Genomic DNA, 23,430 nt, shown 5'->3' with positions numbered 1-23,430 from the left:
ACTTCTCATTATAATATTTTAAGGGCAACTTAAAATTATTAAATGAGAATTACTTTAAATTTTCTAAAATTTTATGCATATAATCAAATAACTGCTTTTGTTCTTCCTTTGAAATACCATTTAGCATTTGGGCATCTAATTCTTGTATATATAAATAAGCATCGTCTAATACTCTTTGAGTTTTTTCTGTCATCTTTATAAATTTAGATCTTTTATCATTTAAATTTTGTTCTCTAGTTATAAATCCTTTTTCTTCTAATCTATTTAATAACCCTGTAACTGTAGGATTTTTAAGTGTTAATCCTGTCTCTAAATCCCTTTGAGTAAGTTTATCTTCCTCATGTCTTTTTAAATATAAAAGCACATCCATTTGTGACGGAGTCAAGTTGTATCTTTGTAAGTTTTTATGACAACGTGTCTCAAATGCTATATGTATTTGTTTAATTAAAAAACCTATAAGTATTTTTTCTTCCATATTAATTCTCCTAAATATATAGCTTGCTATATATATTTTATTTATTTTTTTATTAATTGTCAATAGATGTAATTTTATTTTTTTATTTTTTCTATAGTTTAATTTTCTTTACACAAAAAAAGACTCCTATCCCTAATTGGTACAAAAGTCATATATAAATTATATTTCTCTAATACTTATATATCAAGTTATTCCAGTTTTATTCTTTCTATTTGTCTCTTAAAATTTAATCACTGTTATAAGTAATCTTATATAATTTATATTTAACCTATAGTATAATATTATTATCAAAAATAAATTTTTAAGGGGAAAACATATGAAAAAACTATCTATTGTAATATTAGTCATAATTGCATTATTTGCTTTCGGCTGTAAAAAAGAAGATACTTCTAACAACATGGTCAAGTTAAATAGAGTTGATATTTCATCAATTAGCAATACACAACTAAAAAATTTTATAAATGAAGCTTCACAAAAAGAAGGAGTTTATCAAATTAATACAAAATCAAATACTTATATATTTTTTAATGGAATAGAAAATGAATTTACTGATATAAAATGTAGCTTGGATAATAAAACTTTAAATATTGAATCTAATAAAAATAAATTAGACTCAAGTTCTCCATCACAAAATTTATATGTTATATATCAAAAGAACACAACTATCACAAATGACAAGGCAGTTTTCTTTGATACTATAAAGCTTGTTATAGATAATAAAGAATCTAACTTTGAAAATGTATTTGTTGAAAATAGAAATATATAATAACGAAAATATTGATTATAAAAATAATATAAAAAAGGCTGTTACAAAGTAAATTTAATTTGCTTAGTACTAGCCTCGTTTTATAATTCTAAGGAAATTATATATTATCTGGTTTGTAGATAATTATAATTTCCTTACATGTGTTTCAAAGAAATCTACCTTGTGAAATGTCTTTAGAATAAAGATTTCTTTATATGAAAAACTTTTAGTACCAATGTACTTTCCATTTTCCACTCAAATATCTCCATACAAAAAATATACTTCTTACAACCCAATCTGTAGTCATAGCTACCCATACACCAAATACTCCTAATCCCATGTATTTTCCTATAATGTAACTAAAACCTATTCTAAAAATCCACATTGAGAATATACAAACTATCATACAAAACTTAACGTCATTTGATGCTCTAAGTGTATTTGCTATCATAAATGATAATGGCCAAATAAGCATCGCCATAACACCATGATATATTATTATTTGTTTAGTCATTTGGGCAGTTCCTTCAGATAAGTTATATACATCTAAAATAAGATTTAATGCTAAAAATATAAATATATTCGTGATTATTATTCCTATATAACTTAGTTTCAACATTTTTTTAGTATAATATTTTGTTTGGTATTCATCATCAGCACCTACGCATTGTGATACTACTGCTAAATCAGCTTGACCTATAGCCATTCCAGGTACTATTTGAAAAAGTGCAAGACAGTTACTAACTGCATTTGCTGCAATAGCAGCTGTACCAAAACTTGCAACTAAATTTAGTACTACTATTTTTCCAAGTTGGAACATACTATTTTCTAGTCCATTAGGTATGCCAATATATAAAATTCTTTTTATTAAAGTTTTATTAAATCTAAAACACATCTTTTTTGATATATGAATTTGTAAATCTTGATTTCTTATAAGATAAAATGCTATTATAGCTGCTAAATATCTTGAGAAAACTGTAGGAATTGCAGCACCTACAACCCCCATTTTTAGTCCATATATTAATATTGCATTTCCTATAAAGTTTACACTATTCATAAGAATTGATATTTTCATAGTCACTTTTGAATTTCCCATAGCTCTAAACAAAGCTGCTGCTCCATTATATATTGCTATAGCTGGAATTGATAAAAATACTATCAATAGATATATATTTGCAAATCCCATAACATCAGCTTCTAATTTTCCGAATACCTTGTATAATATAAAATATTTTAACAGATATCCCAAAATCATAATTCCTATAGAACTTACTAATAAAAATAACATTAATTGATCTGATGCTTCACATGACTTTTCTTCATTTTTTTGACCTAAAAATTGACCTGCAACTACAGCTCCACCAGTACCTAATGCAATAAATACTTGGGTTATTAATACCATAATAGTATCTACTAAAGATACTGCTGATACTGCCGCTTCCCCTACGCTTGCAACCATAATTGAATCTACTAAACCAACGACTATTAAAAGTAACTGTTCCACAATTAATGGTCCTATCAATTTTCTTAAGTCTGAATTAGAAAATAAATAATTGACTTTATTCTGACTTGCCTCCACTCAAACCCCTTCTTTCACAAAGATTTTAAAATATATAGATATTTTAAAATACATAATATTAATTTTTACTATTTTAAATTATAAAGAGTAGCTAAAAATGTAATATACATCAATAACTACTCTCTTATTTAAATTATATACCTATTGGTATTTTCTTACAACAATTCTTATAAAGTTGCTTTTAGAGCTTGGTCTATATCCCAAAGTAAATCATTTATATCTTCTATACCAACTGACATTCTTATCATGTCAGGTCTAACACCTGCTGATTCTTGTTCTTCTTCATTCAGTTGAGCATGTGTAGTACTTGCAGGATGTATAACTAAAGATTTAGCATCTGCTACATTTGCAAGGTGAGAGAATATTTTAAGACTTTCTATAAATTTCTTGCCTGCTTCAAGCCCACCTTTTATGCCAAATGTAAATATTGAACCTGCACCTTTTGGAAGATATTTTTGCCCTAATTCATAATATTTGTTGCCTTCAAGCCCTGGATAATTAACCCATGCAACTTGAGGGTGATTATTTAAAAACTCAGTTATAGCTTTTGTATTGCTTATATGTCTTTCTATTCTAAGCGACATTGTTTCTAAACCTTGTAATAACATAAATGCATTAAATGGACTTAAACAAGCTCCTGAATCTCTCAACCATTGAACTTTTAATTTAGTCGCATAAGCCGCAGCTCCAACATCTTTTGCATAATTAAGACCATTATAAGACATATCTGGCTCTGTCAAACAAGGGAACTTTCCACTTCCTATCCAATCAAAATTACCACTATCAACAACAACCCCACCTAAAGTAGTTCCATGACCACCTATAAATTTAGTTGCTGAATGTACTACAATATCTACACCATGTTCAAATACTTTTATTAAATAAGGTGTTCCAAAAGTATTGTCTAGCATAAATGGTATTTTGTTTTCATGAGCAATATCTGCTATAGCTTCTATATCGATTAAATTTATCCCTGGATTTCCTATTGTCTCAGCATAAACAAGTCTAGTCTTATCATTTATTGCTTTTCTAAAACTCTCTGGATCATCTGGGTCTACAAAATGAACCTTTATACCGAATTTAGGAAGCATATTTGAAAGTAAATTATATGTTCCTCCATATAAAGTTGGTGCTGCTACTATTTCATCCCCTGCCTGTATTATATTAAGTATAGCTGCATTTATAGCCCCCATTCCTGAAGAAAATGCTACTGCACCTACTCCACCTTCAAGTAATGCCATTCTATCTTCAAATACTTGAACAGTTGGATTTGATATTCTTGAATATATATGCCCCTCTTGTTTTAATGCGAATAAATCAGCACCATACTTCACACTTTCAAAACAATATGATGTTGTTTGATAAATTGGTACTGATCTAGAACCTGTCGCTGAATCTGGTTCTTGTCCCCCATGAATTTGTAATGTACTAAAACCTAGTTTTCTTTCTGTCATGTTATCCCTCCGAATATATTATTGTTAAATACAAGTAAAATGTTTATATTAAACATATAAAAATATCTTTAAATTTTTTTAAAGATAAAAATTATTTATAGCATATTTAAAAAATTATACTTATCGCCAAATATAAAGTAATATAATTTCCTATATACTATAAAAAGCTCTTTTACCTTACGATAAAAGAGCTTTATTTCTCATTCTCTCTTATCTTTCTTATGAAAACATAAGTAGGATTTAGCACCTATCTAATATAGGTTGCTGGACTTCTCAGGGCCTATTCCCTCCATCACTCTTGATAAGAATTTATTTAGTTAAGATTGATATTTATAATTATATACCTAAAGTATATTTTAAACAATATTTTTTACATATTTTTCTAATTTATTATTTTTTCTCAGCTACTCTAAGTTTTGCACTTCTTGAACGAGGATTTGCCTCAACTTCTTCTTTGCTTGGAAGTATTGGTTTTCTAGTTATAACTTTAACTTCAGAAACTTTATCACACTGACAAATTGGAAGTTCTGGTGGACAAACACAGCTAAGCGATAATTCTTTAAATTCATTTTTTACTATTCTATCTTCTAAAGAGTGGAATGTAATTATACATATCCTTCCCCCTTTATTCATCATAGAAACAGCATCGTCTATCATTTTGTTTATAACTCCAAGCTCATTATTTACTTCTATACGTATAGCTTGGAAAGTTCTTTTAGCTGGATGTGGTCCATCTATTCTAGCTTTTTTAGGGATAGCTTTTTTTATTACATCAACTAATTCACCTGTTTTTTCGATTGGCTTTTCATCTCTAGCTTCAACTATAAATTTAGCTATTCTCTTCGCCCAATTGTCTTCACCATAATCTTTTATTATTTTTGCAAGTTGCTCTTCTGAGTATGTATTTACTACATCATAAGCAGAAAATGGCTTTCTAATATCCATTCTCATATCTAAAGGAGCATCGTGCATATATGAGAAACCTCTATCAGCTTCGTCTAATTGATGAGAAGAAACTCCTAAGTCAGCTAGTACTCCATCTATCTTATATACACCTATTTTTTCTAATTCTTCTTTTATATTTGAAAAATTGCTGTGAATAAATCTAACTCTATCAGAATACTCTGCTAATCTCTCTTTTGCAGTAGCTATTGCATTTTTATCTTGGTCAAACCCTATAAAAAGTCCGTCTTTTGAAAGTCTTTTTACGATTTCTTTTGAGTGTCCTGCACCACCCATTGTACAGTCTACATATACACCGTCTTCTTTTATATTTAAATTTTCTATACATTCATCTAAAAGTACAGATACGTGATGGAATTCCATAAAAAATTCACTTCCTTTCTGTAAAATCTCTAACTGTCGTATTTTTTATATTAATGTTATCTATTAGATTTTTTTGCTAATACATAATTTAGTACAACACCTATAATTATAAATACTAAACTTATAACTTGTGCCATTCTTAATGGTCCTAACATAAGTGAATCTGTTCTAAGTCCTTCTATGAAAAATCTTCCTATAGAATATGATATTAAATAGTAAGCAAGGATTTGGCCTTCATATTTTTGTTTTTTTCTAAATACCATCAAAAATATAAATACACCTAAATCCCATATAGATTCATATAAAAATGTAGGATGTACTTTTACACCATCAACCATTATCCCCCATGGTAAATCTGTCGGTCCCCCATGAGCTTCTTTGTTTAGGTAATTTCCCCATCTCCCAATTGCTTGAGCTAATGGTATACCTATAACAACGCAATCAGCCAATTTAAAGAAGTTTAATTTCTTAACTTTAGCATATATAAACCCAGCTAAAATTCCTCCAATTAGAGCTCCATGAATTGCTAAGCCGCCACCTCTAAAGTTTAAAATTTCAGCTATATTTCCTGAATAATAAGACCAGTTAAAGATAACATAATAAGCTCTAGCTCCTATAAGTCCACAAGGGATTGCAATAATAGCTAAATTTAATATATCATCTTCTTTTATATTAAGCCTTTTTGCTTCTCTTAATGCAATAAAAACTCCAAGGACCATCCCTGTAGCCATTAAAATTCCATACCACATTATATCTACACCAAACAGTGTAAATGCAACTCTATCCATATAAACACCTCTTATCTTCTAAATATTCTACTAAATAAACTTACTTTTTCTATTGGTTTCTCTAGTGGCTCTTCTACAATAATATCTTTATTGTCTAAGATACACTGAGCATTATTTTTAAATAGATTTTCTGCCATAGATTTTGAGCATTTATCTTCAACATATTCATATGCCTCTCTCAATAATGGGCGTCTTCTTGTATCACTATGGGCATCTGTCGCAACTAAATGAACCATATTTCTACTAATTAAAAGATCACATATTTTTTGGAATTGTTTACCCTGTTTTCCTATAAGACTTGAGCTATTTATTTGAATAATTGCACCTGTTTTTATACAATCATAAATTATCTCTGGATCCTCATGAATTTGCATATATCTCTCTACATGAGCCAATACTGGTGTATATCCCTGTTGTTTTAATTCATAAACAATATTGCATAAGTTGCTAGGAAAATTATTAGGCGGAAACTCTATTAATATATATTTACTATCATTTAAACAATAAAAGTCTAGTTCTGAAATCTTATCCATTAAATCATATGTAAAATAAATTTCGTTTCCTAAATATATTTCTATATCTATATTATTTTCTTTTAATTCCTTTTTAAATCTCTCACGAATTCTTTTTAACTCCTCACCCTTTTCATATTTGAATTCTGGATGATAATGAGGAGTTGCAATCATTTTGCTGATTCCTTCTTCTTGTGCTATTTTTGCCATATTTATGGCTTGTTGCATAGATTCAGCTCCATCATCAACCTCTGGTAGTATGTGACAATGTACGTCTATCATAAAAAAATCCCCCTTTTTAAAGTAAGCTATCTGAATACAAATGTTATTATATCAGTTTATAGCTTAAAAATAAATATTTCGTATGTATTCTAAAAAACAAAAGTTGTAAGAAGATATCTCCTACAACTTTTATTTTTATAATTTGTAATTTATATTGTAGATTTTATACTCAATGTTTTTATTTAGTTATTTTCTTTATCAATAGGCTCTACAATAGATATTACACAGTTATCTTCTCTTAAGTGTTCTTCTAGTCTTTGTTGTACTTCTTCAAATGTAACTTCTTTTATTACCTCTACATAATCTAATAAGTTTATATCTTTAAATTTGTAGAAGATAAAGTTGTTTGCAATGAAAGTTAAAGAATCAAAGTATTTAATAAAATTACCTATAGAAGATTTTTTAACTCTTTCAAAGGTAGCTCTATCTAATCCTTCTTTTTTATACATATCAAGATACTCGAATATAACTTTTTTTACTTGTTTTGGATCTTTTGATTCGCCTCCAACTGTTGTAAATGCGTAATCGATTTGTGAAGTAAATCCTGCTCCAAAACTTCTATTTATAAGGCCTTTCATATATAGATTTTCATATATTTCACTACCACGTCTAAATAACATTTCATTTAATATGTCTGTCATTACTTCGTATTTAAGTAGTTCTCTTCCTTTTATATTTACTTTATCGTCTTTAAATCCTATATTGAAGATAGGTATTGAAATAGGCGCCTGAGTTATTATTTCTTTTTGGTTAACTGTTGTAGGCTCTTCTGGATATATTCTAGTTATTTCTTCTTCCATTTTTGCCATGTCGTATTTATTTGCTTGTTTTACTTTATCAAATAATTCTTCTGGTTCTAAATCACCAATTACAAATAAAGCCATATTTCCTGGATTGTAGAATGTATTATAACATTTATAAAGTTCTTCTTTCGTTATTTTGTATATGCTCTCTACGCTTCCAGCTATATCTACTCTAACAGGGTGGTTTACATACATTGCTTTTATTGCGTTAAATGATACATTCCAGCCTGGGTCATCATCATACATTTTTATTTCTTGGGCAATTATTCCCTTTTCTTTTTCTACATTTTCATCTGTAAAATGAGGTGTCTGCACATAATCAAATAAATGATCTAGACAATCATAAAAATTCTCTGTTGTTGTAAATAAATACGCTGTCGTTGTAAAGTTTGTAAATGCATTGGCATTAGCTCCCCATTTTGAGAATTTTCCAAATGCATCTGTTTCATCTGGTTGTTCGAACATTTTATGCTCTAAGAAATGTGCTATACCTTCGTTTACTCTAATAGGTTCACTCTCTCCTATAGGAATAAATTCTAAGTCATTTGAGCCGTAATTAGTAGCTAAAACAGCATACTTTTTAGTAAATCCTTTTTTAGGCATAAAGTACACATCTAATCCATTTTCTAATTTTTCATAATATAATTCTTCTTTTAACAATTCGTTGACTATCTTTTCCATTATGCCCTCCCTATTTACTTAAGAAGTATATAGTATCTAGTTGAATATCTTTTACAGCATCTACTATATCTTCCTTTGTAGATTTATTTATCATATTTTTTATCTCATCTAAGTCACTTTTATTTTTTGCTATTGATTGAGAGAAATAGAAATCTGAAAGTCTTCCTATTTCGTCGTTTAAAGAATTTAAAGAATTTATAAATGCAATTTTAGCATTTGCAATTTCTGTTTCTGTTATATCTCCGTCTTTTAATTTTTGAACTTGCTCTTTTACTAATTCAACAGTTCTTTCATAGTTTTCAGCTTCTATTCCTGAACAAACCATCATTGTAGATTTGCTTTTTTGTATTGTAGAGTAAATAGTATAACAAAGACTTTCTTTTTCTCTTACATTTACAAATAGTTTACTATCAGCGCCTCCACCTAATATTCTAGAACCTAAAAGAAGGCTATAGTATCTCTCTTCGTCAAGATAATCAACATTACATCTATAACCCATAACTAATTTACCTTGTGCTATGTCCATAGTTTCTTTTACTTCTTTTACTTCGTCTACTTCTTTATAGAATTCTTCTTTTGGTAAATCTATTATATCTCCTCTATCGAATGTAAATCTTTCTTTTATTAATTCTACTACTTCTGATTCATCAAATTCGCCTTCGATTATTATTTCTATTGGAGAAGTTTTTAATATATTTTTATAATGTTGATATAAGTTTACTCCATTTATATCGTCTAAATCTTCGATATAACCCTTCCCACTTATAGCGTATGGTTCTCCTTCGAACATAATTTCACTAGCTTGTTTCATTGCATAGGTACCTTTATCATTGATGATACCCATTATAGAATCTTTTAATATTTCTTTTTCTATTTTTAGGTATTCTTCACTAAATCCACCATCTACTATTAGAGGATTATTTATTATTTCGTTTAATAGGTCTATACAACCACCTAATATTTTTTCGTCTAAATATTTTTCATTTACACCTAATATACTAAATCCTAAAACTTGATGTTCTCCTCGTTTTGATGTTCCAGCATTTAGATATGAGCCGTATAGTTCTTCTTCTCTATTTGTCAATTGACCAAGTGTTTTATATTTATCGCAACCACTTTTTAAAATGCCTGGAAGCAGAGCATTTTTTGTAACTTCTTTTCTATCTAATTCTCTAAGTATATATACACTTACTAAATTTGTCTTAAATTTACTTTCTGGGATTAATGTAAGTTTTACATTTTTCCCTATTTCTAATGTCTTTAAATTTTTCATGTACTAGCTCCTTTTCCTTATTTTAACTATCCTATATAATAATACCTTATCTTCATCATATTTGCTATTTTATTTAATCATTCTTTTATATTATCTCTTTATTTTTACTATTATATACAAAAGTCAAATTGTTTACATATATCGTAGTTATGATGTATAATACAAGATGTATGTCTAAAATTATTGAGAAAAATAATTAATTTTTATATAAAAGAGAGGAAGATCATAATGAAATTAGGAATAGTAGGTTTACCAAATGTAGGTAAAAGTACATTATTTAATGCTATAACTCAAGCTGGAGCAGAATCAGCAAACTACCCATTCTGTACAATAGAGCCAAATGTAGGTGTTGTTGCAGTTCCAGACGAAAGATTAAACGTATTAAAAGAATTAAATAACGCTAAAAAAATAGTTCCAACTGCTATAGAATTCTGCGATATCGCAGGTCTTGTTAGAGGAGCTTCAAAAGGTGAAGGTCTTGGAAATAAATTCTTATCTCACATAAGAGAAGTTGACGCTATAGTACACGTTGTTAGATGTTTCGAAGATTCAAACGTTGTTCACGTTGACGGTTCAGTTGACCCAATAAGAGATATCGATACTATAAACTTAGAGTTAATATTATCTGATATAGAAATATTAGATAGAAGAATAGTTAAAACTACTAAAGCTTTAAAATCTGACAAATCACTTGCTGGTGAATTAGAAATGTTAAATTCTATAGCTGCTACTTTAGCAGAAAGTAAATCAGTAAGAACTATGGACTTTACTGAAGAAGAACAAGAATTCGTAAACAGCTTAAACTTATTAACTTCTAAACCAGTTATATATGCTGCTAACGTTTCAGAAGATGATTTAGCTGATGAAGGTGCTAACAACGAATACGTTGCTAGAGTTAGAGAATTCGCTGCTTCTGAAAATGCTGAAGTTGTTGTTGTTTGTGCTCAAATAGAAGCGGAAATATCTGAACTTGAATCTGATGAAGAGAAAAAAGAATTCTTAGAAACTCTTGGACTTGAACAATCAGGTCTTGATAAATTAATCCAATCATCTTACTCATTATTAGGACTTATGTCATTCTTAACTGCTGGTGAGCAAGAAGTTAGAGCTTGGACTATAAAAGTTGGAACAAAAGCTCCACAAGCTGCTGGTAAAATACACAGTGATATAGAAAGAGGATTCATCAGGGCTGAAATAGTAAACTACAATGATTTAGTTGAATGTGGAAGTGTTGCAAACGCTAGAGAAAAAGGTCTTGTAAGACTTGAAGGTAAAGACTACGTAATGCAAAACGGAGACGTTGTTAACTTCAGATTCAACGTATAAGATAAATATTAACTTATAAAAAGATAACTATTATCTTTTTATAAGTTTATAAGGCATAGCTTTTGGGCTATGCTTTTTTTATAAAAATTATATTTATATAACTTTATATATTAAAAAAGCTTACAATATGGATATCCATACTGTAAGCTTTTTATTAGTTGTGAACCATAACTTCTTGCGCACGACTTGCAAGTACTTTTTTAGCTTCTTCTCTTACTATATCTCTTTCTGAGAATGGAACTTTTACACCATTTATTAATTGGTATGTTTCGTGTCCTTTTCCTGCAAGTACTATCATATCGCCTTCTTGTGCTATTCTAACAGCTAGTTGAATAGCTTTTTCTCTATCTGGCTCTATTATATATTTACTTTTATCATCATATGATTTAGCTATATCATCTATTATTTTTTCAGGATCTTCAAAGTCTGGATTATCAGATGTTAATATACTTAAATCACATTCTTTTGCAGCAACATCGCCTAATTCTTTTCTACGTATTTCAGTTCTTCCGCCAACTGAACCAAATAGACATATAAGTCTTTTGTGGTCGTAGTGTTCTAGTGTCTTTAATATATTTTCTAAACTAACTCCATTATGTGCATAATCTATAATTATAGTTGCATAAGGTAATGCAGATAAAACCTCTACCCTTCCGCAAACTTTTGCTTCAGTTAGGGCTTTTCTAGTTATTTCTTTTTTAACACCTAAATATTTACAAACAGATATTACAGCTAATGCATTGTAAATACTAAATATTCCTGGCGAACATATATAATAATCATCATTAGATTCTTTAGTTTTGCAGACAAAGTTTACACCTAGTGAATCTAAGTCTTTTGAGTATTGTATTTCAGTAGCCATTACATCAGCTTGTTTTTCTATACCGAAAGTTTCGATATTGCAAGTTGCAATGTCTATTATGTCTTTTGCATATTTATCATCTATATTGATTATTCCATGCTTAGCTAATGTAAATAATTTAGCCTTACATTCTAAGTAATTCTCAAAAGTAGGGTGTTCTTTTGGTCCTATATGGTCTGGTGATAAGTTTGTGAATATAGCAATATCAAAATCAACATGCTCTACTCTATGTCTTTGAAGCCCACCAGAAGATACCTCCATAGAAACACATTCTACTCCACTGTCTAACATCTTTCTAAATATTCTATGAAGTTCATAACTTTCAGGAGTTGTATTCACTGTAGTTTCTGATATGTTGTTGTAGAAAGTACCATTAGTTCCTACTACACCTGTATTTATTCCCGCTCTGTTTAAAACTTCACTTATATAGTTTGTAATTGTAGTTTTACCTTTTGTCCCAGTAACACCTATTATTTTTAATGATTTTGATGGATTTCCAAAATAATTTGCAGACATTTTAGATAAAGCTATTCTAGTATCTTCAACTATTATTTTTATAGCGTCATCTGCCATTTCTATATCATCTTGTAATACAAAGACTCTAGCTCCTCTTGAATATGCATCAAAGACATATTTATGTCCGTCTACTGTTTCTCCTTTAAGAGCAACGAACATATATCCTGGTTGGCATTTTAAAGAACTATAAGCTATGTCTACTATTTCAATATCATTAAAATCTTTTGAATCAGTATTAGAGGTAAAAGAAATACCTTCTAATACATTAGTTAATTTAACCATATGTCCTCCTATAGTTTCATCAATTTAATAATTATTCTTAAACAAATATTTCTTTTACTTTTCTATTTGATTTTATAATAGTCTGTCTTGCTAATACTTCTAATGAATCTATATATAGGTCATTACCTAAATTGTTGTCGTTTTTTAAGATAGATAACTCAGTACAACCAAGTACTATTCCATCACATCCATTTTCTTTTAAATGGTTTACCAATTTATTAAATTTATTCATATCAGCAGGTTTTCCACTTTTTATATCGTCATAAATTATCTCCATGACTTGCTGTTGTCTTTCATCATCAAAGACGAAATACTCCATATCAAATCTTTCACACATTTCTTGATATAATTTAGTTTTAATATTACCTGTTGTAGCCATAATACCTAATTTTTTATGACCATTTTCTTTAGCATATTTTATTGTCTCTTCAACAATGCTAAGAACTGGTATATTTACACTTTTATTTATTTTCTCATAAAAATAATGTGCTGTATTGCAAGTTATTACTATAAAGTCTACACCGAATTGTTCTAATTTTTGTGCATCACTAATAAGTACATCAGCTGGATTTTCATCACTTTTGCCTAAAATGTATGTACTTCTATCTGGTGTAGTTGCTCTATTTGTAATTACCATGTCTACGTGTTCTTGATCAGTTTTAGCATCAGTCATATCCACTACCATTTTGTAGAAATAAACAGATGCCATAGGCCCTAGACCGCCCATTACTCCTGCAGTTATATTTTCCATATTATCACCATTCTTATTTACAGTATTTATTAAACTTTCTGATTTGATTTATGCTGTATAAGAAGATGTACCAACTTCTCTTAATATTCCCGCTTAAATCGTATTTATATCCAAATGATGTTGCTTCTTTTCCTTCTGAAGCTAATTGTTTACATTTGTTTACTAAATCTTTATTTTTAACAAATTTATATACTACATGTCTTGGTATAACTCTCCAGAAGAAAGGTTCTTTTTGTATTTTTAATTCTAATTCTTTATTTTCAACTCTATCTTCAACTACATATTTAGCTATGTTGTTTCCAGAACCAGTTACGTAGTAGTTACTTCTACCTTGTCTTAAGTTTATTTCAAATACTTTGTAAGTATTATCTCTTGTATCGTATTTTATATCGAAGTTAGAGAAACCAGTGTAGTTTATGCTTTCTAAGAAGTTTTTGAATTTAGTCATTACTTCTTCGTCATATTCAGTTATTATAGCTGCGTGGTTTCCTATTCCTTTTGGTGTATGTTCTTCAAGTAAAACATGTCCTAAACACATCATTTTTACTTTTCCGTTTTGGTCAGAATAACAAGTTAAAACTCTCATGTGTGAGTCATCACCTGGTATAAAATCTTGTACTATTAAAGATTTTTCATATCCATGTGAATATATTTCATCAGTTATTTGTTTGAATTCATTTGCATCTTGCACAATGTATGCTTTTTTCATTCCTGGGAATTCATGTTGGAAGAAAGTAACACTGTCTGATGCTTTTAAGATTACTGGATAGTTAAATCCGAAATCTACTACTTCATCACCTTTGTTAAATACGTGTGTTTTTGGGTAGTTAAGATTGTACTCTTCACATATTTGGTAGAAAGAGTCTTTCTCGATTAATTTGTCTTTTAATTCTTTATCTATATATGGAACTATATATTTTGTTGAAAGTATCTCTTTATTATCGATTATAAATTCAGCATATTCATCTTTACATCCATGTATGATAAATACTTTACCTTCTTCTGCTTCTTGATCTGGTAATTCTAATAATCTTTTTAAGAAAGCTTCTTCGTCTTCTATAGTCGTTCCTTCTCTGTAATCGATTATTTTACTGTGATTTGTTGCTCCTATACGGATTTTTCCAAATGCTATTGATTTTACTCCATATGCTTCATGGTAAGCTCTTGCAACAGAGTAACAATTTATATCTCCACCAACCAATACTGGTTGAATTTTTACGTTATTCAATTAGTCCACCTCTTATTTTTCATTTTAATTTATTTTCTTTCATTTTTATACAATGGTATTATACTTTATTTTAATTGATATGTCAAAGAACGAAGCGCTTGGAAATCGTTATTTTTAACAGTTTTAATATAGATTTATTTGGATAAATTATTTAACATTTGTTAATTTTATTTTTTATAATTTATCGCATTTTGTGACAAAAAAATATGACAAAACACAATTTATATGCTTTGTCATATTTTTATTTTTAAGCTTTATATTGATTCAATTTCATCTTTTTTAAATTGCTTCATATCTAAGTTTGATTTACTTATTACTTTATTTAATTTATTTATATCACTTTGAGTTGAGTATGCAATATTTACAATTGCAAAATCTTCATAGTCCATATCTGCATAATAAAGTAATTTTTCTGATTTACTTTCTTCTAAAACTTTATTAATTTGATAAACTAAACTCTCATCAAAACAAGTATTATCTTTGCTTAAATTTACGCTAACTTCTTTTTCATTTATTTTCATAGTAATAGTTCTATTTTTTAAGCTAGATTTTTCACTTATATCTGTTATCTTAATTTCATCATCTGAAATTTGTGAAATATAATCAATTATATCTTCATATGTGTATCCATAGTCTAATATATCACTATCAAATGACATTATATTTTTACTATTTAATTCTATGCTTTTATCTTCTTTTCTGGCGTCTATTAATACATCGTCTAAGTCTAAGTCTATATTAAATGTATTGTCAAAGGCATAGTATGTTTCCCAATCTCCTAAGATACAATATTCCATAGTTATGGTTTTATTATCTCTAACTAAATTTCCGGTTAATGTAATATCGTCTCCTTGTTTGTATTGCTTTATCTCATCATAATGTTCATTTTCATCTTGATCAAATCTACAATATATCTTATATTGACTATTTTTTTTAGTTTCTAGCTCAACTTTAAGTACTCTATCATCCAATTCTTCTACTTTTTTTACCTTACCCGTAAGTTCTAAAAAAACTTGGTCATAGTTTAAATCTGCATTTTTTTCACTACGTTCATATTCTTCTATTAATTCATCTGATGAAATAGATATATCCTCCCAAAAATCACCTAAGAAGTTTTGTAATCCAAGATATTCTGATGAATCATTATTTTTACTTTTAGAGTTTATATTTATCAATATAATTCCTATTGAAATCAATATTAATATTAAAATTATAATAAACCCTATAAATACGGGGTTTCTCTTGATGAAATTTTTTTGTGTTTTTCCACATGCCAAACATCTATCACTGGTTATTTCTAATTTTTCCCCACAGTATTTACATACTTTACTTTTTTTCATATAAATTCCCCTTATTTTTCATTTTCCACAAATTATCATTCTATTTATATTATACATAAAATTACTATTTTACTATAGAAACAATTTTGTTATTTTTACCAAAAAAACCCAATCTTTAAAATTTAATGATTGGGTCTTAAAAATCTATATATATTTAATTTTATTAAATATCATAAGAATAATCAGCTATATTTTTAGAGTGGTCTGATATTCTTTCTAAGTTATTTAATATATCAAAATAAATAACACCAGAATCTACTGTACATTTTCCATCGTTTAATCTTTGTAGATGATGGTTTCTATATCCTATTTCTAATAAATCAACTTGTCTTTCATTTTCATGTACTTGTTTTCTAAGTTGTAAATTAATTTCTTCTAAACATTTCATAGAGTCAGTGAAGTTATTTATCGCTAAATTATATATTTCTCTAATTTCGTCTTCTGCATGTTCTGATAAACTAAGATTTTCATTAATTAAATCTCTACCTAATTCAGCAATATTTTCACCATGGTCTGATATTCTCTCTATGTCGTTAACTGCATATATTAAATTTGTAACTTTGTTACGTTCATCCTCATTTAATGATTCTTTTGATAGTTTAACTAAAAATGCAAGAAGTTGTCTTTGTATTTGGTTTACCTTTTTCTCCATTTCAAAAGTTTTTTCCACTTCTTCTCTTGAATTATTTAGTATACCTTCAATTGCATATTGTACAGATTCTTTAGCATAGTTAGCCATTTCTTTTATTTCTAAAAATGCATTTCCAACAGCAATGCTTGGTGTTTCTATCATTCTATCGTCTATATATTTTACATCTAAGTTTTCATGTTTTTCATCTTCAGTAACTGGTATTAATTTTAAAACTAATTTAACTATATATTTTGAGAATGGCAATAACACGATTACATTTACTACGTTAAATAATGTATGTGCGTTTGCTATTTGTCTTGCAACGTTGTTTGGATCTAAGTAAGTTACAACTTTGCTTATTGGTATTGTAAATATAAACATAAATAGTATCGTACCTATTACATTAAATGTTAAATGCATAGTTGCTGCTCTTTTAGCATTTTTCGATGCACCTAAACTTGATAATAGTGAAGTAACACATGTACCTATATTATCACCATATAATATTGGTAATGCTGCACTCAGTGGTAAAATACCTTGTGATGCTAAAGCTATCAACATCCCCATAGATGCACTTGATGATTGAACTATACCTGTTATTAAGAAACCTGCTAGTATTCCTAATACTGGATGGATACCAACGAAAAGTAAAGCATCTCTGAATTGTGGTAAATCCGCTAAAGGACTTACTGCTTCTTTCATAAATTCCATACCCGTAAATAACATACCAAATCCTAATAATATCTCTGCATATTGTTTATGCTTTTGTTTTTTTGATGCTAAGTATATAATTATACCTATTCCTAATGCTATAGGTGCTATATCTTCTAATTTAAATGATACTAATTGTGCTGTAACTGTTGTACCTATATTGGCACCCATAATTACACCTATTGCTTGTGATAATGACATTATACCTGCATTAACAAAACCTACAACCATTACAGTTGTTGCACTCGAGCTTTGTATTATACCTGTTACTACAGCTCCTACTAAAACTCCCATTACTACATTACTTGTTAAAAATCCAATTATTTTTTTTAATTGTTCTCCGGCAGATTTTTGAAGTCCATCGCCCATCATATTCATACCGTATAAAAATAATCCTAGGCCACCTAGTAAACTAATTGCTATTTGCACGTCTGCTCCTCCTTAAGACTTATAAATTAATTCCTTTTGATAATACATTAAAAATCAAATTTGTTTGCTAAATCAAAGTTAATTCAATATTAAGATTATGTTAAATATGATATAGTCGTTAAAATTTGTATAAAAATGGTATATAAATCGTTTACTTTTGATTAAAAATCTTTAATTTATATACCACTTTTGTTAACATAAATATTTTCCCTAATTTGGTGTATTTTTATACTGTATAATATTATCTATTTATTTTTCTTTAATTAAGCCTTTTTTATAAGCTAAAAGCAACATTTTTAAATCATATATTTCTTCTTGCATTTTTTCTCCATCAAGAGTATCTCTCACATACATTCTACGAGCTATATCTTCTACAACTACTGAAGTTGATAATATATCACTTTCTTTTTTAATTGCGTCTTCTGCTGATGAGAATGGCTCATGAGCGACTAGTTGAAGTGTGTATGAGTTGTATATTAAAGTATATCCAGCTATACCTGTTTTTCCTTGATATGCTCTAGAAAAACCGCCGTCTATAACTAATATTTTTCCACCTGCTTTTATTGGACTTTCACCTTTTTTACTTTCAACAGGAACATGTCCAGTTATTATATGTGATTGTTCATAATCTAATCCAAATTCATCAAAAATTCTATTGCATATATTTTCATCTTCTCTCAATGTATAGTATGGATTTTTATTTTCTACATGAGTTTTTTTATCTGCAATAAAATATCTTTCATAAGTTGTCATATCATCTTTTCCAAATAATGAAGAACATTTACCTGTCCATAAGTACCACATCATATCCATACCAAATTGTTTTTCTGGACTCTTTTTATAGAAAAATCCTTTTCTCGCATAAGAATCCATTTGATCCATTAATGCTCTACCACTATACTCTTTTCCTTTTATCTTCATAGACATAAAGTTTCCTTTGTCATCAAGCGGGATACAACCATGTACTAACATATTTTTGTTTGCAATTAAGTATATACTTCCTTTTGAGAATAAGAATGAAACATGTTTTTGTAATTTTTCACTACCTTTAAATGAGGCTACTAATTTATCCATTACATTTTCTTCTTCTTTTGTCAATTTATATGGTGATTTTGGGTCTATAGTCGGGAAATTTGTATCCTTTAATTTATATACTTTTCCTTTTAAGTTTATAGTCCCCGCCTCATAATCAACTTTATCTAAAAGAAGTCTGTGCTTCATATCAAATTCAGGATTATTGTTAATTACTTCAGCTTCTAATTTAAATTGTATCATACTGATAGCTTTATGCATTTTTGCTATTAATGATTTTTCCTTAGTTGATACTTTTCCTTCTTCTGCTTTAGGCATAAATTCACTACATGGGTCATCTTTATATGCTTCCATCGCAAATGTAGCTAGAGGAAGTAGATTGATTCCATAAATATCTTCAACTATATCTAAATTTGCATATCTAGCTGATATTCTTATTGCATTTGCTATACAAACCTTTTGACCTGAGGCAGCTCCCATCCATAATATATCGTGATTTCCCCATTGAACATCTACATTGTGGTGATTTATAAGTGTATCCATGATAATATCTGGTCTTGGCCCTCTATCATATACATCACCTACTATATGTAATCTATCTACTACTAGTTTTTGTATAACTTTAGATAGAGCTATTATAAATTCTCTAGATCTATCTATTTCTATTATTGTTTCTATAATGCTTTTATAATACCCGTCTTTATGTGTACTACTTTCGTCTGGATGTAGTAATTCTTCTATTATATATTTAAAATCATCAGGAAGAAATTTTCTTACTTTAGATCTAGTATATTTGCTAGATGCATATCTACAAAGCTCTATAAGTCTGTGAATTGTTATTCTATAAAAATCTTCTAAATCTTCTTCTTCCTTTATAAGGATATCTAGCTTTTGTTCTGGATAATAAACTATTGTAGCTAGTTTTTTTCTCTCAGCTTCTGAAACAATATTCCCAAATAACTCCTCTATTTTTCTTTTTATAACTCCTGACCCGTTTTTTAGAACATGTACAAATGGTTCATATTCACCATGTAAATCTGACAAAAAATGTTCTGTCCCTTTTGGTAGACTCAGTATTGCCTCTAAGTTTATTATCTCTGCACTTGCACTCGATATGCTCGGATATTGCTTAGACAGCAACTTTAAATATTTAAGTTGGCTTTCCAACTGTTCATCCGGTATGTTATTTATTTTCATATTAAAATTCCTCCTAATATATTTTTACAAATTTAAATCTAATTTATCCTGTCCACTGTTCTTATATAAATTATAGCATACTCTTTATAGTTTTTTACTGAATTAATGTATATTCTATGCTTATTTATGTCGTATTATTTCTAATATTTTGAAAGTTTTTGTGCAACTTTGTAAAAATAAATTTATATTACATCAAAATTTTACACGTTATAAGAAAAGCTTTCAATTTCAATTAATTTTCTTATAAAAAAAATCCTTTCTTCTTGCAGTATATATGGATTTAATATACAATGTATTTATAAATTTAAAATATTATAAATATTTAGATAAATTAAATCAGCATTCCCTATAATTTTAAATATATAATTAAACATTGTAATTAAACATTATGCATGCGAAATAGCCATAAGCTTAGATCCCCTTCTAATATTCTTATGGCTATTTTGTTATATATATTTAATTTTTATATAGCTCTAGTATATTGTTTTAACCACTCAACTTCATCTTCATTTAAATATGGTGAAATTTTATCAAATACTTCTTTATGATAGTTATTTAACCATACTATTTCTGATTTATCCATATATTCAGGATTTACACCATCTAAGTCGATTGGAGCAAATGTTATAGTTTCAAATTCCATAAATTGATCTAAGCCAACTTTTGGACCTCTTTGGCATATTAATTCGTTTTCGATTCTTATACCGTGGCTTCCTTCTATATATACTCCCGGTTCATTAGTTGTAACCATACCTTCTTCAAGTATACAAGAGTCATTTCTTTCAGGTACTATCTTCCATCTAAATCCATTTGGGCCTTCGTGAACATTCGATACAAATCCAATTCCATGACCTGTACCACATTTATAATCTATTCCTAAATCCCATAGTGGACCTCTTGCTAAAATATCTAAATTTAGCCCTCTGCATCCATATAAGAATTTAGCTTTAGATAGTCTTATCATACCTCTTAAAACAGATGTATAGTGTAGTTTTTGTTCTTCTGTAATATCTCCTAATATGTACGTTCTTGTTATATCAGTTGTCCCTGTATAGTATTGTCCACCAGAATCTACAAGTAACATTCCTTCTTGTTCTAATTCATATTCACTTTCTTTTGTGGCACTATAGTGCATCATAGCAGCATGTTCTTTATATCCTGATATAGTCGGGAAACTTAAATCAAAACAGTCTTTGTCACTTCTTCTAAGTTGTTCTAATTTGTCAGATGCGCTTATTTCTGTTATTTTTATTTTTCCTATATTAGTTTTTAACCAATACATAAATTTAGTCATAGCGACACCATCTTTTATATGGCACTCTCTTATATTTTTAAGCTCAACTTCATTTTTTATTGCTTTAAATATAAATGTAGGATTTGGTGCATCTATTATTGATACATTAGAAGGTATATTTCTGTAAAGTTTGTAATTTACTGTAGTGCCATCTAATAAAACTACTTCATCTTTTTGTATAGTTTTTACAAAATCGTATATTTCAAAGTAATTTCTTACTTCTATTCCTATTTTATTAAATTCAGCTTTTATTTCATCATTTAATTTTTCTTCATCTACAAAATAATATACTTTATCTAAAGTTATAACTGCTGTAGATAAAACAACAGGTGTGTTATTTATATCGTTTCCTCTTATATTTAATAACCATGCTATATCATATAATGAATTTAATATATGCATTGTAGCATTTTGTTTTTTCATTATAGCTCTTACTTTAGTTAATTTATCTTGTATACTTTCACCAGCATATTTTACATCTAATAAAAACGCTTTATCTTTTGACATAGAAGGTCTATCTGCCCATAATTCATCTATCAAATCGTATTCATAAACTATATTTATATTTTTATCGCTATATTCTTTTTCATATCCATAGCCTTCTTTTGCATTTAGTACTCTTCCATCAAATGCTAAAGTATCACCATCTTTTAATACCCTGTTTAAATATTGTTCGACAGTTTCTACTCCTTGTTCTCCCATTTTAAATAATTTTATTGTAGAATCTTTTAATTGCTCTTCTGCTTGGATAAAATATCTTCCATCAGTCCAAAGCCCTGCTTCCTCTAAAGTAACAACAACTGTTCCTGCTGAACCTGTAAAACCAGAAATAAATTGTCTACACTTGAAATAATCTCCTACATATTCACTTTGGTGAAAATCTGCAGAAGGAATTATATATGCAGAGATTCCTTTATTTTTCATAGATTCTCTTAATTTTTGTAATCTTTCAGTTATCATTTTTTCCCTCTTTTCTACTTAAATATTTATTTAATATATTATTCTTCTATATTATACTTCATTTACTTATTTTTCAATTAAAATATTTAATATTAATAGGTCTTTATAGTCTATAATTCAATTCTATATATTACTAAAATTTAATATTACTTTGCTTGAACATCATTTTTTTCTGGAATATAATTTATATATAGAAGTCTTTATTTATTAATATAAACTATTTTATATTAATTTTTAGAGGGGGGATATATTATGGAAACACAAAAAAATAACTTTTTAGGAGATAATACAAAATTAGTGTTGGAGTTTGACTATACAAACTGCTTTGACCTTATACATGAGTGGCTAGCTATTCCCTCTATAATCTCAAAGATATATAAATGCTTTTTTTATATTATGTGCATTCTTTTTATAATAAGCATATTACTAAGGCCAAATCTCCACCATATAATAATTAACTTTGGATTTGCAATAGTATTTTTCTTGGCTTTTATAGGAGGACACCAATTCCTTCACTTAATTGCCGCTTATATTATTGGTTGTAGAAATGTTAAACTAATGGTTTCCAAGGCAAATATATTTTGCTCTTGTGACAAAACTGAGCTCAACTCAAATAAATATATGTTTGTATCAATATTTCCATTTGCAATTACTACATTATTTAGCATAATAATTGCAATAATTTTTCCTGAATATTTGGGAGCAGTTTCTATTTTTAATATATTTCATTTTACAATATCAAACGGCGATATTGGTATAACTAATTACTTTTTAAATAACAAAGATACGTATTTTTATTGTAATCAAGATAAAAATACGGCTTATCTATATAAAAAATCTTAATCTAAAAAACCATCTTAAATATTAAGATGGTTTTTTAATTTTAAATAAATTATATATTATCTTTATATGGATAATTTATAATTATTTTTATGGCACAAACGTGTGCAAAT

General features: G+C 28.1%; 18 protein-coding genes and 1 riboswitch. Of the genes, 3 read left to right on the top strand and 15 right to left on the bottom strand.

The features are described 5' to 3' along the window. Nucleotides 1-49 precede the first annotated feature (49 nt). Nucleotides 50-475, bottom strand: a complete 426-nt coding sequence (locus tag RDX53_RS03585) for a MarR family winged helix-turn-helix transcriptional regulator (protein WP_278474017.1) — start codon at nt 473-475, stop codon at nt 50-52. Between the two features lie 316 nt (nt 476-791). Here RDX53_RS03585 and RDX53_RS03580 point away from each other — a divergent pair, with 316 nt between their 5' ends. Next, entirely contained in the window at nt 792-1,241 is a 450-nt protein-coding gene (locus tag RDX53_RS03580; protein WP_195929807.1) for a hypothetical protein, read from the top strand. 205 nt (nt 1,242-1,446) lie between these two features. Here the strand turns inward: RDX53_RS03580 and RDX53_RS03575 are convergent, their stop codons facing one another. The 7 genes from RDX53_RS03575 to RDX53_RS03545 all read right to left on the bottom strand — a co-directional run bounded on the left by RDX53_RS03575 (nt 1,447) and on the right by RDX53_RS03545 (nt 9,918). Further along, nucleotides 1,447-2,799, bottom strand: a complete 1,353-nt coding sequence (locus RDX53_RS03575) for an MATE family efflux transporter (RefSeq protein ID WP_307993713.1) — start codon at nt 2,797-2,799, stop codon at nt 1,447-1,449. Nucleotides 2,800-2,966: 167 nt separating this feature from the next. After that, nucleotides 2,967-4,253, bottom strand: coding sequence for an O-acetylhomoserine aminocarboxypropyltransferase/cysteine synthase family protein (locus RDX53_RS03570; RefSeq protein WP_295571461.1), 1,287 nt, complete (start codon nt 4,251-4,253; stop codon nt 2,967-2,969). 207 nt (nt 4,254-4,460) lie between these two features. Then, a riboswitch (SAM riboswitch) is annotated at nt 4,461-4,561 on the bottom strand. 82 nt (nt 4,562-4,643) lie between these two features. Beyond that, on the bottom strand, nt 4,644-5,579 hold the full coding sequence (gene rsmH, locus RDX53_RS03565) for a 16S rRNA (cytosine(1402)-N(4))-methyltransferase RsmH (RefSeq protein ID WP_195929810.1): 936 nt from the start codon (nt 5,577-5,579) through the stop codon (nt 4,644-4,646). A 56-nt stretch (nt 5,580-5,635) separates the two neighbouring features. Continuing rightward, on the bottom strand, nt 5,636-6,367 hold the full coding sequence (lgt, locus tag RDX53_RS03560) for a prolipoprotein diacylglyceryl transferase (RefSeq protein WP_295761498.1): 732 nt from the start codon (nt 6,365-6,367) through the stop codon (nt 5,636-5,638). 11 nt (nt 6,368-6,378) lie between these two features. Beyond that, on the bottom strand, nt 6,379-7,161 hold the full coding sequence (locus tag RDX53_RS03555; protein ID WP_295732959.1) for a tyrosine-protein phosphatase: 783 nt from the start codon (nt 7,159-7,161) through the stop codon (nt 6,379-6,381). Between the two features lie 182 nt (nt 7,162-7,343). Continuing rightward, complete coding sequence (locus RDX53_RS03550) at nt 7,344-8,645, bottom strand: pitrilysin family protein (protein ID WP_195929813.1); 1,302 nt, start codon at nt 8,643-8,645, stop codon at nt 7,344-7,346. A 10-nt stretch (nt 8,646-8,655) separates the two neighbouring features. Further along, nucleotides 8,656-9,918 (bottom strand): pitrilysin family protein, encoded by a 1,263-nt coding sequence (locus RDX53_RS03545; RefSeq protein ID WP_295675570.1) that lies wholly within the window; start codon nt 9,916-9,918, stop codon nt 8,656-8,658. A 228-nt stretch (nt 9,919-10,146) separates the two neighbouring features. Here RDX53_RS03545 and ychF point away from each other — a divergent pair, with 228 nt between their 5' ends. Continuing rightward, nucleotides 10,147-11,244: a redox-regulated ATPase YchF gene (gene ychF, locus RDX53_RS03540; RefSeq protein ID WP_195929815.1), complete on the top strand. Its 1,098-nt coding sequence runs from the start codon at nt 10,147-10,149 to the stop codon at nt 11,242-11,244. A 154-nt stretch (nt 11,245-11,398) separates the two neighbouring features. Here the strand turns inward: ychF and RDX53_RS03535 are convergent, their stop codons facing one another. From RDX53_RS03535 to RDX53_RS03505, 7 genes are all read right to left on the bottom strand, one after another. Continuing rightward, nucleotides 11,399-12,904, bottom strand: a complete 1,506-nt coding sequence (locus RDX53_RS03535) for a UDP-N-acetylmuramoyl-L-alanyl-D-glutamate--2,6-diaminopimelate ligase (protein ID WP_295675572.1) — start codon at nt 12,902-12,904, stop codon at nt 11,399-11,401. 37 nt (nt 12,905-12,941) lie between these two features. After that, a complete protein-coding gene (locus RDX53_RS03530) occupies nt 12,942-13,655 on the bottom strand; it encodes an aspartate/glutamate racemase family protein (RefSeq protein ID WP_195929817.1) in 714 nt (237 codons plus the stop codon). Between the two features lie 13 nt (nt 13,656-13,668). Then, nucleotides 13,669-14,883 carry a carboxylate--amine ligase gene (locus RDX53_RS03525; RefSeq protein WP_195929818.1) on the bottom strand — a complete coding sequence of 405 codons (1,215 nt, stop codon included), beginning with the start codon at nt 14,881-14,883 and terminating at the stop codon, nt 13,669-13,671. A gap of 254 nt (nt 14,884-15,137) precedes the next feature. Then, complete coding sequence (locus RDX53_RS03520) at nt 15,138-16,223, bottom strand: hypothetical protein (RefSeq protein ID WP_195929819.1); 1,086 nt, start codon at nt 16,221-16,223, stop codon at nt 15,138-15,140. Nucleotides 16,224-16,386: 163 nt separating this feature from the next. Further along, nucleotides 16,387-17,994 (bottom strand): Na/Pi cotransporter family protein, encoded by a 1,608-nt coding sequence (locus RDX53_RS03515; protein WP_295732966.1) that lies wholly within the window; start codon nt 17,992-17,994, stop codon nt 16,387-16,389. Between the two features lie 249 nt (nt 17,995-18,243). Next, nucleotides 18,244-20,223: a fructose-1,6-bisphosphatase gene (locus tag RDX53_RS03510; RefSeq protein ID WP_195929821.1), complete on the bottom strand. Its 1,980-nt coding sequence runs from the start codon at nt 20,221-20,223 to the stop codon at nt 18,244-18,246. 463 nt (nt 20,224-20,686) lie between these two features. Further along, nucleotides 20,687-22,477 carry an aminopeptidase P family protein gene (locus RDX53_RS03505; RefSeq protein ID WP_195931829.1) on the bottom strand — a complete coding sequence of 597 codons (1,791 nt, stop codon included), beginning with the start codon at nt 22,475-22,477 and terminating at the stop codon, nt 20,687-20,689. Between the two features lie 252 nt (nt 22,478-22,729). Between RDX53_RS03505 and RDX53_RS03500 the strand changes: the two genes are divergently transcribed. Continuing rightward, nucleotides 22,730-23,320 (top strand): metalloprotease family protein, encoded by a 591-nt coding sequence (locus RDX53_RS03500; RefSeq protein WP_195931830.1) that lies wholly within the window; start codon nt 22,730-22,732, stop codon nt 23,318-23,320. The last annotated feature ends 110 nt before the right edge of the window (nt 23,321-23,430 follow it).

This window comes from uncultured Intestinibacter sp., assembly GCF_902468165.1.
Lineage (GTDB): Bacteria > Bacillota > Clostridia > Peptostreptococcales > Peptostreptococcaceae > Intestinibacter.
Note: the sequence above shows the minus strand (reverse complement) of the source record. Positions and strands in the feature narration are given on the sequence as shown.